Source organism: Piscinibacter sp. (genome assembly GCF_050175855.1).
GTDB lineage: Bacteria > Pseudomonadota > Gammaproteobacteria > Burkholderiales > Burkholderiaceae_C > Piscinibacter.
The window spans coordinates 1-13178 of record NZ_JBFXIO010000093.1 but is presented as its reverse complement, the minus strand read 5'-3'; the positions used below and the strand labels follow the sequence as shown (position 1 = coordinate 13178).

The following is a 13178-nucleotide window of genomic DNA, read 5'->3' as shown; positions in this document are numbered from 1 at the left end:
CACGCTCTCGACGAAGCTGTAGACCAGCGTGCCGTCCGGATTGATGGCGCGCCACATCAGGCCCTGCATCACACCGGCGATCCACATCGCGGCGATGTACAGCACGATGCCGATGGTGGCGATCCAGAAGTGCAGCTCGATGGCGCGCGTGCTGTACATCTGCTTGCGGCCGAACATGCGCGGGATCAGGTAGTACAGCGTGCCCATCGACACCAGGCCCACCCAGCCGAGCGCGCCGCTGTGCACGTGGCCCACGGTCCAGTCGGTGTAGTGAGACAGCGCGTTGACCGTCTTGATCGACATCATCGGGCCTTCGAAGGTCGACATGCCGTAGAACGACAGCGAGACGATCAGGAACTTCAGGATCGGGTCGTCACGCAGCTTGTGCCACGCACCCGAGAGGGTCATGATGCCGTTGATCATGCCGCCCCACGACGGCGCCAGCAGCACCAGCGAGAACAGCATGCCCACGCTCTGCGCCCAGTCGGGCAGCGCGGTGTAGTTCAGGTGGTGCGGGCCGGCCCACATGTACGTGAAGATCAGCGCCCAGAAGTGCACGATCGACAGGCGATACGAGTAGACGGGGCGCTCGGCCTGCTTGGGGATGAAGTAGTACATCATCCCGAGGAAGCCGGCGGTCAGGAAGAAACCCACCGCGTTGTGGCCGTACCACCACTGCACCATCGCGTCCTGCACGCCCGCGTAGGCCGAGTAGCTCTTGGTCAGGCTCACGGGGATCGCGGCGCTGTTGACCAGGTGCAGCAGCGCCACGGTCAGGATGAAGGCGCCGAAGAACCAGTTGGCGACGTAGATGTGGCGCACCTTGCGGGTGCCGATGGTGCCGAAGAACACGATCGCGTAGGACACCCACACGACGGTGATCAGCAGGTCGATCGGCCACTCGAGCTCGGCGTATTCCTTGCCGCTGGTGATGCCCAGCGGCAGCGAGATCGCCGCCAGCAGGATCACCAGTTGCCAGGCCCAGAAGGTGAACCAGGCCAGGCCGCCGGCGAACAGCCGCACCTGCGAGGTCCGCTGAACCACGTAGTAGCTCGACGCGAACAGCACGCAGCCGCCGAAGGCGAAGATCACCGCATTGGTGTGCAGCGGCCGCAGACGGCCGTAGCTGAGGAAGGAGATCCCCAGGTTGAGCTCGGGCCAGGTGAGCTGGGCGGCGATGATCACGCCGACCAGCATGCCCACGATGCCCCATAGCACCGCCGCGAGCGAGAACGCTCGCACCACGGCGTCGTTGTAGACGGGCCCGCCCTTCGCGGCCGCCGACGCGTTATTGACCATCGGAGTCACTCCTTCCTTGGCTGTCCTGTTTTTGGATGAAACCATTGTTTCCCGCAGGGTCATTTGCGAGCTTGATCGCTATCAACGTTTCCCGAACCCGGGAAGCCCGAGTCGTCATCGTTGACGAGGATGCGTTCGCCCTCGCGGTCGAGGTCGTCGAACTGCCCGCGGTGCAAGGCCCAGGCGAAGATGCCGATCACGGCGAACACCAGCACCACCGACATCGGGATGAGCACGAAGAGGATGTCCATCGCGTTCAGTCCTGGCGTTCGTCGCCGTCGGTGCGCGCGACGCGCAGCGCGTTGAGCACCACCAGCAGCGAGCTCGACGCCATGCCGATGCCGGCCGCCCAGGGCGGCAGCCAGCCGACCAGCGCGAGCGGCACGCAGGCCGCGTTGTAGAGCGCCGCCCAGGCCAGGTTCTGGCGGATCACGCGCAGCGTGCGCTGCGACTGGGTGCGAGCCAGCGCCACGTCGGCGAGCCGGTCACCGAGCAGCACCACATCGGCACCGCTGCGTGCCACCGCCGAGCCGTGGGCGAAGGCGAACGACACGTCGGCCCGCGCCAGCACGGGCGCGTCGTTCAGGCCGTCGCCCACCATGGCCACGCGGCGGCCCTCGGCCTGCCAGGCGGCCACGGCCGCGAGCTTGTCGGACGGCGTTGCGCCGCCGCGCACGTCGGCGATGCCTAGGCGCTGCGCCAGCGCGGCGGCGCGCTCCGGCGCATCACCGGAGAGCATCGCCAGCTTCAGGCCCTGGGCGCGCAACTGCGCGAGCGCGGCCTCGGCATCGCCGCGCAACGTCTCGCGCAGCACGAAGACCGCGACGGCGCCCCGCTCGCCGCCGAAGCACAGCGAGCCTTCGGGTGCCTGCCCGGCTGTCAGGCCCGCATCGACCCACTCGCGACGGCCGAGCCGCCAGCGCTGACCTGCGGCATCGCGGGCTTCGAGGCCCTGCCCCGGATGCTCTTCGACATCGCTCCACACCGCATCCGCACTCGCGGCTGCGGCGGCTTCCACCAGCGCCCGCGAGGCCGGGTGGCTCGACAGCGCGGCCAGCGACGCGGCGCGCGCCAGCATCGACGCGGCGTCGACGCCCTCCTGCAGCACGCGCGTCTCGGCCAGTTCCAGGCGGTCGAGCGTGAGGGTTCCTGTCTTGTCGAAGACGACGGTGTCCACCCCGGCAAGGCCTTCGAGGGACTCGATGCGTTGCAGCAGCACGCCGCGCCGGGCGAGGCCGCCGGTGGCGGCCAGCAAGGCCGAAGGCGCGGCCAGCGACAGCGCGCACGGGCAGGTGACGATCAGCACCGAGACGGCCACCCAGATCGCCCGCGACGGGTCGATCACCGACCACACCGCGGCCGCACCGGCGGCCAGTGCCAGCACGGTCCACAGGAACGGGCCTGCGATGCGCTCGGCCTGCTGCACCAGCCGCGGCCGCTGCGTCAGCGCGCTGCGCATCAGCGCCACGATGCCGGCCTGGCGGGTGTCTTCGCCCAGCCGCAGCACCTGCATCAGCACGGGCGCGCGCAGGTTCAGGCTGCCGGCCACCACCTCGTCGCCCGGCTGCTTGGCCACCGGTTCGGATTCGCCGGTAAGCAGCGCCTCGTCGGCCAGGCTGCGGCCTTCGAGCAGCACACCGTCAGCCGGGAAGGCCTGGCCGGCCTTGACGCGCACACGGTCGCCCGACGCGAGCCGCCCGAGCGCCACGACCTCGGTGCTGCCGTCTGCACGCAGCCGCTCGACGCTGTCGGGCAGACGCGCCGCGCCCGCTTCCAGCGACAGCGCCACCTTGTGCCGCGCCCGCGCCTCCAGCCAGCGGCCGCCGAGCAGGAAGAAGACGAACATGGTCAGCGAGTCGAAGTAGACCTCGTGACCGAACACGCCGCCGGGATCGAAGGTGGCCCCCGAACTGGCGACGAAGGTGACAACGATGCCCAGCGAGACAGGCACATCCATGCCGAGCCGGCGGTGCTTCAGGCTGTTCCACGCGCCACTGAAGAACGGGCCGGCGGAGAACAGCAGCACCGGCAGGCTGAGCACCCAGCTCGCCCACTGCAGCAGGCGCAGCATGTCGGGGGTGATGTCGCCGGGCTCCGAGACGTACGCCGGCGTCGCGTACATCATCACCTGCATCATGCAGAAGCCGGCGACGAACAGGCGCCACAGCGCCTTGCGCTGCTCGGCCTCGCGCTGCGCCCGCGCACTGGCGGCGGCATCCGGCACGGCGCCATAGCCGGCGCGGCGCACCGCCTCGACCAGCGCCGAGGCGCGCGTGCGCTGCGGATCCCAGCGCACCAGGGCCAGCGCGGTGGAGGAGTGCACGCGGGCCTCCTTCACCCCGTCCACACCCTGCAGCGCATCCTCGATCAGGCCGGCGCAGGCGGCGCAGTACATGCCGGAGATGCGGAACTGCGACGTGGCCTCGCGCACACCGCCCTGCGCCTGGGCAAAGGTGGTGAAGGACGCTTGGTTCAGCGGGTCGTCGAGCGCACGCAGGTCGGCGTCGGCCGGAACCACGACGGCGCGTTCAGTCAGTACGGAGGCCACGGCGATAATCTAGGTGCCGCACCCTCCGAGCCGCATGACATACATCAAGTCACTCGCCGTCACCGCCGCGCTGCTGTCGTTTGCGCTGGCATCGCCCGCCCAGACCAGCCCGCAGAAGCTGCCGACCACGCGGCTGACCGCCGGCTTCCACCTCATCACTGCCGAAGTGGCCAGCACGCCGGAACAGCGCGCCACCGGCCTGATGCACCGCCCGACCATGCCGGCCAACGACGGCATGCTGTTCGTGTTCGAGCGCGCCGGCCAGCAGTGCTTCTGGATGAAGAACACGCTGCTGCCGCTGTCCATCGCCTTCCTCGACGACGACGGCACGATCGTCAACATCGAGGAGATGAAGCCGCAGACGCTGGACTCGCACTGTTCGGCCAGGCCGGTGCGCTTCGCGCTGGAGATGAACCAGGGCTGGTTCGGCAAGCGGGCGATCAAGCCCGGGGCGAAGATCACGGGAGCACCGTTCGGCAGCAAGTGAACGGGCTGCACAAACGAAGAGGCCGGTCAGCGACCGGCCTCTCTTCTTTCAAGCGTTGCGCCTGCGGATCAGCCGAAGTTCTTCTCGGCGAACTCCCAGTTCACCAGCGAGGCCAGGAAGGTCTCGACGAATTTCTGGCGCAGGTTGCGGTAGTCGATGTAGTAGGCGTGCTCCCACACGTCGACGGTCAGCAGCGCCTTGTCGGCGGTGGTCAGCGGCGTGCCGGCGGCGCCGGTGTTGGCGATGTCGACCGTGCCGTCAGCCTTCTTCACCAGCCAGGTCCAGCCCGAGCCGAAGTTGCCGACGGCGCTCTTGACGAAGGCTTCCTTGAAGGCGGCGTAGCTGCCCCACTTGGCGTTGATCGCCGCGGCCAGCGCGCCCTTGGGCTCGCCGCCGCCGTTCGGCTTCATGCAGTTCCAGAAGAAGGTGTGGTTCCAGATCTGCGCGGCGTTGTTGTAGACGCCGCCGCTGGACTTCTTCACGATGTCCTCGAGCGACATGCTCTCGAACTCCGTGCCCTTCTGCAGGTTGTTCAGGTTCACGACATAGGCATTGTGGTGCTTGCCGTGGTGGAACTCCAGCGTTTCCTTGCTGTAGTGCGGGGCCAGGGCGTCGATCGCGTACGGGAGCGGCGGCAGGGTGTGTTCCATGGTGTCCTCTTCTCTCGGTGGGGGCGGGTCGGGCGCGCATTGTAGGCAGGCCGCCAAGGCCCTGCCGGCGGGCGTGCTGCTTCAGGGGCCGGTCGCGCCCGGTTCCACGCTGGCCACCGTGAGGCCGGCACGGCCATCGGCCAGCGTGGCCTGCAGCGGCTGGCCGACCGACAGCTGCCCAACGGACTGGAGCACGTGGCCCTGAGCGTCGGTCAGCCAGGCATAGCCGCGCGCCAGCACGTGCTGCGGGTCGAGAGCCTTCAGGCGCTGCTCGAAGGCGTGGAGCCGCTGGGCGCGCGCGCGCAGCTCCACCGCGGCCGCACGCGCCATGCGCTGCGCCAGTTGCCGCTGCTGCAGACCATGCCGGTCGGCCAGCCGGGCGCCGGCAGCGCCGAGGCGCTGGCCGAGCAGCGCCACCTGCTGGTGCCGCGCGTGCAGGCTCTCGGCCGGGCGTGCCAGGCGCAGAGCCAGGCTGTCCAGGCGCTGTGCCTGTGTATCGAGCGTCGTGCGCAGGCGTTGCGCGGCGCGCCGCTGCATCACCGCCAGGCGGTCGGCGCACTCGGCAGTGGACGGCGCAGCGAGTTCGGCCGCCGCCGTCGGCGTGGGGGCGCGCAGGTCGGCTGCGAGGTCGGCCAGCGTCACGTCGGTCTCGTGGCCGACGCCGCAGACGACCGGAACGTGGCACGCGACGATCGCCCTCACCACGCGCTCGTCGTTGAAGGCCCACAGGTCTTCGAGCGATCCGCCGCCGCGGCACAGCAGCAGCGTGTCGACCTCGGCACGCTGCGAGGCTTCGGCCAGTGTCTGCGCCAACGCGGCCGGCGCCTCCGCGCCCTGCACCGGGCTCGGGTAGACGATCACCTCGACGTGCGGGCTGCGGCGAGCCAGCGTGGTCAGCACGTCGCGTAATGCCGCTGCGGCCAGCGACGTGACCACGCCGATGCGGTGCGGGAATGCCGCGATGGCGCGCTTGCGTGAGGGGTCGAACAGGCCCTGCGCCTCGAGCTTGGCCTTCAGGCGCAGGAACTGCTCGAACAAGGCGCCCGCACCGGCCCGTTGCATACCCTCGACGACGAACTGCAGCTCGCCGCGTGGCTCGTAGATCGCCAGCCGGCCGCGCAGCTCGACGAGCTGGCCATCGGCCGGGGCAAAGTCGAGCAGGCCGGCCGCACGGCGGAACATCGCACAGCGCAGCAAGGCGGCCTCGCCGTCGGCGTCCTTCAGGCTGAAGTAGCAATGGCCGCTGGCCGCCCGCGTGAAGGCCGACAGTTCGCCGCGCACCACGCACACCGGAAAGCGCGCCGACAGCGCATCGGACACTGCCGCCACGAGGCCGGCGACGCTCCAGACGAGGCGGCTCGAGCCGGCCGAAGCAGCGTCAATCACGCGCAAACCCAATGCTGGCGCGGCCCGAGAACTCCACAGCAAGGCGCCATGCGCCCCCGCGCGGCGCAATGCCCGTCACAGCATTGTCACTTTCGTGCAAGTGATTGATTTTCAAAGGATTCTCTGTGCCCGGAAATTCAGCAAACCAGCCGATCGCCAGATTTCATGCGGCTTCGCGGCCAGCGCTCGCGGGTTACCCACAAAGTTGTCCACACCGGCGGTGGATTGTGGTGCGAACACCGTTCGGGGTCGGCGAGAGGCTATGAACGCGTGCCCCTTGGTCTATCATCGCGCCTCCCCAAGAAACCGCCGTTCGCCTTCGAAAGGGCTCGCTTGTTTTCGATCATACAAGCCGCTGGCTGGCCGATCTGGCCTCTCATCATCTGCTCGATCATCGCCCTGGCGCTCGTCGTTGAGCGCCTGTCCAGCCTGCGGGCGGTGCGCGTGGTGCCCCCCAAGCTGCTCGACGAGGTGCTCTCCGTCACCCGGGCCAACCTGCCGGCGCCCGACGTCGTCAACAAGCTCGCCGACAACTCCATCCTCGGGCGAGTGCTGGCCGCGGGCATCCGTGCCGTGGTGTCCGACCCTCGCATCACCGAGGAGGCGCTGCGCGGCGCCTTCGAGTCGGCCGGGCGCGCGGCGGTGCATCGCATGGAGAAGTACCTCAACACGCTGGGCACCATCGCCTCGTCGGCGCCCTACCTCGGTCTGCTCGGCACGGTGATCGGCATGATCGAGATCTTCGCCTCGCAGTCGCCCTCGGGCAGCAACCCGGCGCAGCTCGCGCAGGGCATCTCGATCGCGCTGTACAACACGGCCTTCGGCCTGATCGTGGCGATCCCGGCGCTGATCTTCTACCGCTATTTCCGCGGGCTGGTCGAGCAGTACACGCTGGACATGGAACAAGCCGCCAACCGGCTGGTGCCGCACCTGCTGCGCTTCACCTCGCAGCGCGCGCCGAGCAACGCCTGAGGCCGTCGCGATGTCGCTGAACTTCCGCAAGGGGCGCCCCGAGGAACCGGAGATCAACCTGATCCCGTTCATCGACATCCTGCTGGTCGTGCTCATCTTCCTGATGGCCTCGACCACCTACTCGAAGTTCACCGAACTGCAGGTCACCCTGCCGACGGCCGATGCCGAGAAGCTGCGCGACCGCCCGCGCGAGATCGTCGTGCTGGTCAGCGCCGATGGCCGCTACGTGGTCAACCGCAAGCCGGTGGAAGGCCGCAGCGTGGAACTGCTGGCCGCCGAGCTCAACGCCGTCTCCGAAGGCGCGAAGGACCTCGTCGTGATCGTGTCGGCCGACGCGACCGCGGCGCACCAGAGCGTGGTCAACGTGATGGACGCGGCGCGGCGTGCCGGGCTGGCCCGCCTGACCTTCGCCACGCAGACCTCCGGCGGCGGCTGAGCGCGCCAGGGCGCGCTCCCCGGCCGTGGCCTCCCCCGATTCCCTCGAGCGACACCTGCAGAGCGCCTGGCTGGCGCGCGGGCCGCTGGCCGTCGCCCTGTTGCCGCTGTCGTGGCTGTTCGTGGCGCTGACGGCACTGCGGCGTGGGCTCTACGACCTGGGCCTGCTGCGGACACACCGGCTCGACGTGCCGGTGCTGGTGGTCGGCAACCTCATCGCCGGCGGTGCGGGCAAGACGCCGACCACGCTGGCGCTGCTCGGGTTGCTGCGCCGCCAGGGCTGGCGGCCCGGCGTGGTGTCTCGAGGCCACGGCAGAGTCTCGACCGGCATCGTGCACGTCGATGCCGGCACGCCGGCCAGCCAGACGGGCGACGAGCCGCTGCTGCTTCACCTGCGCGGTGGCGTGCCGGTGTGCGTCGGCGAAGACCGCGTTGCCGCGGGGCACGCCCTGCGCCAGCGACATGCTGAGATCGACATCCTGGTCTGCGACGACGGACTTCAGCATCTGCGGCTGGCGCGCGACGCGCAGGTGATCGTGTTCGACGAGCGCGGCGCCGGCAACGGCTGGCGGCTGCCCGCCGGGCCGCTTCGCGACCCGATGCCGCGTCGCGTGCCGGCACGCAGCGTAGTGCTGTACAACGCCGCGGCGCCCAGCACACCCCTGCCTGGCCACCTGGCGCAGCGCGGCCTCGCGGGCGCCGTCCCCCTGCACGGATGGTGGCGCGGCATGGCGCCTGACGTCGAGGCACTCGCCGCGCTGCGCGGCCGCCCGGTCCTGGCGGTCGCCGGGCTCGCCCAGCCGGCACGCTTCTTCTCGATGCTGCGCGAGCGGGGGCTGGATATCGTCGAGCATCCTCTGCCCGATCATCACGACTACGCCGACCTCGATTGGCCCGCCGGCACGGCCGACGTCATCGTGACCGAAAAGGACGCCGTCAAGATCCGCCCCGAGCGCGCCGGCGCGGTGCGTGTCTGGGTCGCAGCGCTAGACTTCCGTCTTCCCGCGGGCTTCGAGCAGGACCTGCTCGCCCTGCTGCCGCGGCGCCTGCCACAACCCGACTGAGCCATGGAAACCCGTCTGCTCGAACTGCTGGTCTGCCCGATCTGCAAGGGCCCGCTGGAACACCGTCGACCGCCAGTGGACGAGCGGCACGAACTCGTGTGTCACGCCGATCACCTCGCCTTCCCGGTGCGCGACGGGATCCCGGTGATGCTCGAGAGCGAAGCACGCCCGCTCAGCGACGCCCCGACCCCGTGAGCTTCACCGTGCTCGTGCCGGCACGGCTGGCCTCGACGCGGCTGCCGCGCAAGCCGCTGGCCGATATCGCCGGCGTGCCGATGATCGTGCGCGTGGCCCGCCGTGCGGCCGAGTCGTCGGCGCGCGCGGTCGTCGTCGCGGCCGACCATGCCGAGATCGTCGCCGCCTGCGAAGCGCATGGCGTGCGCGTGGTGCTCACGCGCGCCGACCACGTCACCGGCAGCGACCGCCTGGCCGAGGCCTGCGAACACCTCGGCCTCGACGGCGACGACGCCGTGGTCAACGTGCAGGGCGACGAGCCGCTGATCGACCCGGCGCTCGTCGATGCCTGCGCCGCACTGCTGGAGGCGCGTAGCGACTGCGTGATGAGCACCGCCGCCCACGCCATCGACTCGCGTCCGGATCTCGACAATCCCAATGTCGTGAAGGTGGTGCTCGACGCAGCCGGGCGCGCGCTCTACTTCTCGCGCGCACCGATCCCCTGGTGGCGCGACGGCCGCGCGGCCGGAGCCGGCGCGCTGCAGTCGCCGGCGCCGCTGCGCCACATCGGCCTGTACGGCTACCGTGCCGGCTTCCTGCGTCGATTCCCGACGCTCGAGCCGGCGCCGATCGAGCAGACCGAGTCGCTCGAACAACTGCGGGTGCTGTGGCATGGCGAGCGCATCGCCGTGCACATTGCGGCCCGTGCTCCCGGCCCCGGCGTCGACACCCCGGAAGACCTCGAGCGCGTGCGCGCCCTGTTCGGCCGCTGAGGCCCGGGCGGCGCGGTTTCCCCTCCGGGGAAGCGTCAGTTTCGCGCAGGGGCCTGCATGTTATTCTCGATTTGCTCCGATGCGACGAGGTGCCCCACGTCGTCGTCCCCCGCATAAAGAGACAAACGAGGCAAACCCATGAGACTCATCCTGTTGGGCGCACCCGGCGCCGGCAAGGGCACCCAGGCAGCGTTCATCTGCAAGCAGTTCGGCATCCCGCAGATCTCCACCGGCGACATGCTGCGCGCCGCCGTGAAGGCCGGCACCGAACTCGGCATCGCCGCCAAGCGCGTGATGGATTCGGGCGGCCTCGTCAGCGACGACATCATCATCGGCCTCGTCAAGGAGCGCATCGCGCAGCCCGACTGCGCCAAGGGCTTCCTCTTCGACGGCTTCCCGCGCACCATCCCGCAGGCCGACGCGATGAAGAGCGCCGGCGTCAAGCTCGACGTCGTGCTCGAGATCGACGTGCCCGATGCGGCCATCATCGAGCGCATGAGCGGCCGCCGCGTGCACGTGGCCTCGGGCCGCACCTACCACGTCAAGTTCAATCCGCCCAAGGTCGCCGGCAAGGACGACGTGACGGGCGAAGACCTGATCCAGCGCGACGACGACAAGGAAGAGACGGTGCGCAAGCGCCTCGAGGTCTACCAGAGCCAGACGCGGCCGCTGGTCGACTACTACTCCAAGTGGGCCGCCACCGGCGACGCGGGCGCGCCGCGCTACCGCAAGATCGACGGCACCGGCAGCGTCGACGAGATCACCGCGCGCGCGCTGGCCGCACTCAGCTGAGGACGAAGGGCATGGACATCGCAGGCAAGGTCTTCATCGTCACCGGCGGCGCCTCGGGCCTGGGCGAAGGCACGGCGCGCATGATCGCCCGCAACGGCGGCAAGGTGGTCATCGCCGACCTGCAGGCCGACAAGGGCGAGGCCGTCGCGAAGGAACTCGGCGGCGTGTTCGTCAAGTGCGACGTCAGCCAGGAGGCCGATGGCCAGGCAGCCGTCGCCGCGGCACTCAAGCTCGGCAAGCTGGTCGGCCTGGTCAACTGCGCCGGCATCGCGCCGGCTGCCAAGACCGTCGGCAAGGACGGCGCGCATGCGCTGGCGCTGTTCGCCAAGGTGGTCACCGTCAACCTCGTCGGCAGTTTCAACATGATCCGCCTGGCCGCCGAGGCGATGGCGAAGAACGAGCCCGAACCCACCGGCGAGCGCGGCGTGCTGATCTCCACCGCCAGCGTGGCCGCCTACGACGGCCAGATCGGCCAGGCGGCCTACTCCGCCTCCAAGGGCGGCGTGGTCGGCATGACGCTGCCGATCGCGCGCGACCTGGCACGCAACGGCATCCGCAACATGACCATCGCGCCGGGCATCTTCGGCACGCCGATGCTGTTCGCCATGCCCCAGGAAGTGCAGGATGCATTGGCCGCCGGCGTGCCCTTCCCCAGCCGTCTGGGCACGCCCGAGGACTACGCCAAGCTCGTGCACCAGATCATCACCAACGACATGCTCAATGGCGAGGTGATCCGGCTGGACGGGGCGATCCGGCTGGCGCCGAAGTGAGGCGCTGAGCCCACTCAAGAGAACGGGCGCCGCTGGCGCCCGTTCTTGCTTCTAGGCCACTCCTGCACTCATGGCTGGGTCTTGCGCTTCGGACCGATGTGCTCGTCGTAGAAGCGCAGCGAGCGGGTGTAGAAGTCGGTCACGTTGGCTTCCCTGTTGAAGCCGTGCCCTTCCTCCGCATAGACCTTCCACTCGATCGGCTTGCCGGCCTTGATCATCGCATCGCGCATCTTCTCGCCGTGGATGAGCGGCACGCGCACATCGTCCGAGCCCATGGTCAGCATGACCGCGCCTTTGATCTTGTCGGCGTTGCGTGCGGGCGAGACGCGCTGGAACATCTCGGCGTCATCCTTGCTGTCGCCGACCTCGAGCTTGAACTCGTTCTCGAGGTAGTCGTACTTGTAGTTCTCGGCGATGTCCGACCAGGCGACCGTCTGCATCAGCCCCAGGTCCGTGACCGCAACGAACGAATGGGCGCACTTGAACAGGTCGGGCTCACGCACCAGCCCCTGCAGCGAGGCGTAGCCGCCATAGCTGCCACCATGCAGGCACATGCGATCACGGTCGACGATGCCCTCCTTGACGAGATGCAGCGCACCGTCGGTGATGTCGTCCTGCGCGGCCTGGCCCCACTGCTTGAATCCGGACGCGTGCAGCTTGCGGCCATAGCCGGTTGAGGCGCGCGGTTCTGGTTCGAGCACAGCATATCCATGCGCGGCGAAGAACTGCGCCTCCGGCCAGCGGCCCCATTCCGACCAAGCGTAGCCGCGCACCTGCGGTCCGCCGTGGATGTTCACGATCAGCGGCAGATTCTTCGCCGGCACGCCGCGCGGCAGCGTGAGGTAGGCCGGGATGGCCATGCCGTCACGCGACTTGTAGAGGATCGGCTTGCGCTCGGCCATCAGCTCGGGCTTCACCCAGGCACGCTTACGGGCCACCACCTCCAGTTGCTTCTTCGCGGCATCGAACAGATAGTAGGTGCCCGGGTCGATGTCCGAGTACGACAGCACCAGAGCCACTGAGCGGTCCTTCGAGAATCGGTATTCGCTGAAGCCCGGTACGGCCGACGCGAACATCTTCGCGAGCTTCTCGTGCTCGCTGCCCGGCTTGAAGTACACCTTCTTGGGGCGATCGGCCTGGTACTGGAAGCCTACGACCTCCTTGGTCACCGGATCCGTCAGCAGGCCGCCATCGGAGCCGGAGCCTTCGCTCTCATCCGCCCCGCTGTTGCAGACCAGATCGACCAGTTGGTCGTCCAGAATCATGTCGCCGAACTGCTTGGTCTGCGTGTCGTACTTCCAGAGTGCCGACTTGTCTCGCCCCCGCCGCGCCGTGACGTAGAGCGTGCGATCGTCCTTGTCGAAGCCGCAGATGGAATAGATCTCCGGATCGTTCATGCTGCTCTGCTCGAACAGCGTCTCCCAGGCACCGCCCGACGGCGCACGATGCATGAAGCGCTCGACGATGGGCTTGCCCTTGCTGGGACGCGGCTCCTCCCGGACCGTGATACGCGGGCGACGTTCGCTGTCGAGTTCCCAGAATGTGGTGCGCCCGGGAGAGTCGAACGTCAGGAGTTCGAAACGCATCGTGCGGAAGTCGAGCTTGTAGACGTCTGCGAATTCACGCGAGCGCTCCCGCATCGACACGTAGGCCACGGTCGAATCGCCCCCCTCGGTTTCGAGCACGTTCAGGATGCGCAAGCCGCGCGGTGCGCCATTGTCGTTGTAGCCGAACACCTCCTTCATGTCGGTGCCGTCGACGTTGATCGAGTACGCCCCCTTAAGGCGCGGCCGGCCGGACGCCTCGAGACCATCCGCCACCGTGAAGA

At 69.0% G+C, this 13178-nt stretch carries 14 protein-coding genes; 8 read left to right on the top strand and 6 right to left on the bottom strand.

What is annotated here, in order from left to right:
• The 3 genes from ccoN to AB7U92_RS09485 form a co-directional block, all read right to left on the bottom strand.
• The coding region (ccoN, locus tag AB7U92_RS09495; RefSeq protein WP_428575943.1) for a cytochrome-c oxidase, cbb3-type subunit I at positions 1-1299 on the bottom strand (1299 nt) is incomplete at its 3' end.
• A 59-nt stretch (positions 1300-1358) separates the two neighbouring features.
• Positions 1359-1550, bottom strand: coding sequence for a cbb3-type cytochrome oxidase assembly protein CcoS (ccoS, locus tag AB7U92_RS09490; protein WP_428575942.1), 192 nt, complete (start codon positions 1548-1550; stop codon positions 1359-1361).
• A 5-nt stretch (positions 1551-1555) separates the two neighbouring features.
• On the bottom strand, positions 1556-3847 hold the full coding sequence (locus AB7U92_RS09485; RefSeq protein WP_428575941.1) for a heavy metal translocating P-type ATPase: 2292 nt from the start codon (positions 3845-3847) through the stop codon (positions 1556-1558).
• Between the two features lie 34 nt (positions 3848-3881).
• Here AB7U92_RS09485 and AB7U92_RS09480 point away from each other — a divergent pair, with 34 nt between their 5' ends.
• The gene (locus AB7U92_RS09480) at positions 3882-4334 is read left to right on the top strand and encodes a DUF192 domain-containing protein (protein WP_428575940.1); all 453 of its coding nucleotides are present in this window, start codon (positions 3882-3884) and stop codon (positions 4332-4334) included.
• Positions 4335-4402: 68 nt separating this feature from the next.
• On the opposite strand, the gene AB7U92_RS09475 is transcribed toward AB7U92_RS09480, so the two are convergent.
• Together AB7U92_RS09475 and xseA are read right to left on the bottom strand one after the other, a co-directional pair.
• Entirely contained in the window at positions 4403-4984 is a 582-nt protein-coding gene (locus AB7U92_RS09475) for a superoxide dismutase (protein WP_428575939.1), read from the bottom strand.
• An 81-nt stretch (positions 4985-5065) separates the two neighbouring features.
• Positions 5066-6370 carry an exodeoxyribonuclease VII large subunit gene (gene xseA / locus AB7U92_RS09470; protein WP_428575938.1) on the bottom strand — a complete coding sequence of 435 codons (1305 nt, stop codon included), beginning with the start codon at positions 6368-6370 and terminating at the stop codon, positions 5066-5068.
• Positions 6371-6703: 333 nt separating this feature from the next.
• Between xseA and AB7U92_RS09465 the strand changes: the two genes are divergently transcribed.
• The 7 genes from AB7U92_RS09465 to AB7U92_RS09435 all read left to right on the top strand — a co-directional run bounded on the left by AB7U92_RS09465 (position 6704) and on the right by AB7U92_RS09435 (position 11350).
• Positions 6704-7342 carry a MotA/TolQ/ExbB proton channel family protein gene (locus AB7U92_RS09465; RefSeq protein WP_428575937.1) on the top strand — a complete coding sequence of 213 codons (639 nt, stop codon included), beginning with the start codon at positions 6704-6706 and terminating at the stop codon, positions 7340-7342.
• A 16-nt stretch (positions 7343-7358) separates the two neighbouring features.
• Positions 7359-7778, top strand: a complete 420-nt coding sequence (locus AB7U92_RS09460) for an ExbD/TolR family protein (protein ID WP_428575944.1) — start codon at positions 7359-7361, stop codon at positions 7776-7778.
• Between the two features lie 25 nt (positions 7779-7803).
• Positions 7804-8841, top strand: a complete 1038-nt coding sequence (gene lpxK, locus AB7U92_RS09455; RefSeq protein ID WP_428575936.1) for a tetraacyldisaccharide 4'-kinase — start codon at positions 7804-7806, stop codon at positions 8839-8841.
• Between the two features lie 3 nt (positions 8842-8844).
• A complete protein-coding gene (locus AB7U92_RS09450) occupies positions 8845-9036 on the top strand; it encodes a Trm112 family protein (protein ID WP_428575935.1) in 192 nt (63 codons plus the stop codon).
• The gene (kdsB, locus tag AB7U92_RS09445) at positions 9033-9788 is read left to right on the top strand and encodes a 3-deoxy-manno-octulosonate cytidylyltransferase (protein ID WP_428575934.1); all 756 of its coding nucleotides are present in this window, start codon (positions 9033-9035) and stop codon (positions 9786-9788) included. Before AB7U92_RS09450 ends, kdsB begins: the two co-directional genes overlap by 4 nt.
• Before the next feature lie 138 nt (positions 9789-9926).
• The gene (gene adk / locus AB7U92_RS09440; protein WP_428575933.1) at positions 9927-10580 is read left to right on the top strand and encodes an adenylate kinase; all 654 of its coding nucleotides are present in this window, start codon (positions 9927-9929) and stop codon (positions 10578-10580) included.
• An 11-nt stretch (positions 10581-10591) separates the two neighbouring features.
• The gene (locus AB7U92_RS09435) at positions 10592-11350 is read left to right on the top strand and encodes a 3-hydroxyacyl-CoA dehydrogenase (RefSeq protein WP_428575932.1); all 759 of its coding nucleotides are present in this window, start codon (positions 10592-10594) and stop codon (positions 11348-11350) included.
• Between the two features lie 68 nt (positions 11351-11418).
• On the opposite strand, the gene AB7U92_RS09430 is transcribed toward AB7U92_RS09435, so the two are convergent.
• On the bottom strand, positions 11419-13095 hold the full coding sequence (locus AB7U92_RS09430; protein WP_428575931.1) for an alpha/beta hydrolase family protein: 1677 nt from the start codon (positions 13093-13095) through the stop codon (positions 11419-11421).
• Positions 13096-13178 lie beyond the last annotated feature (83 nt).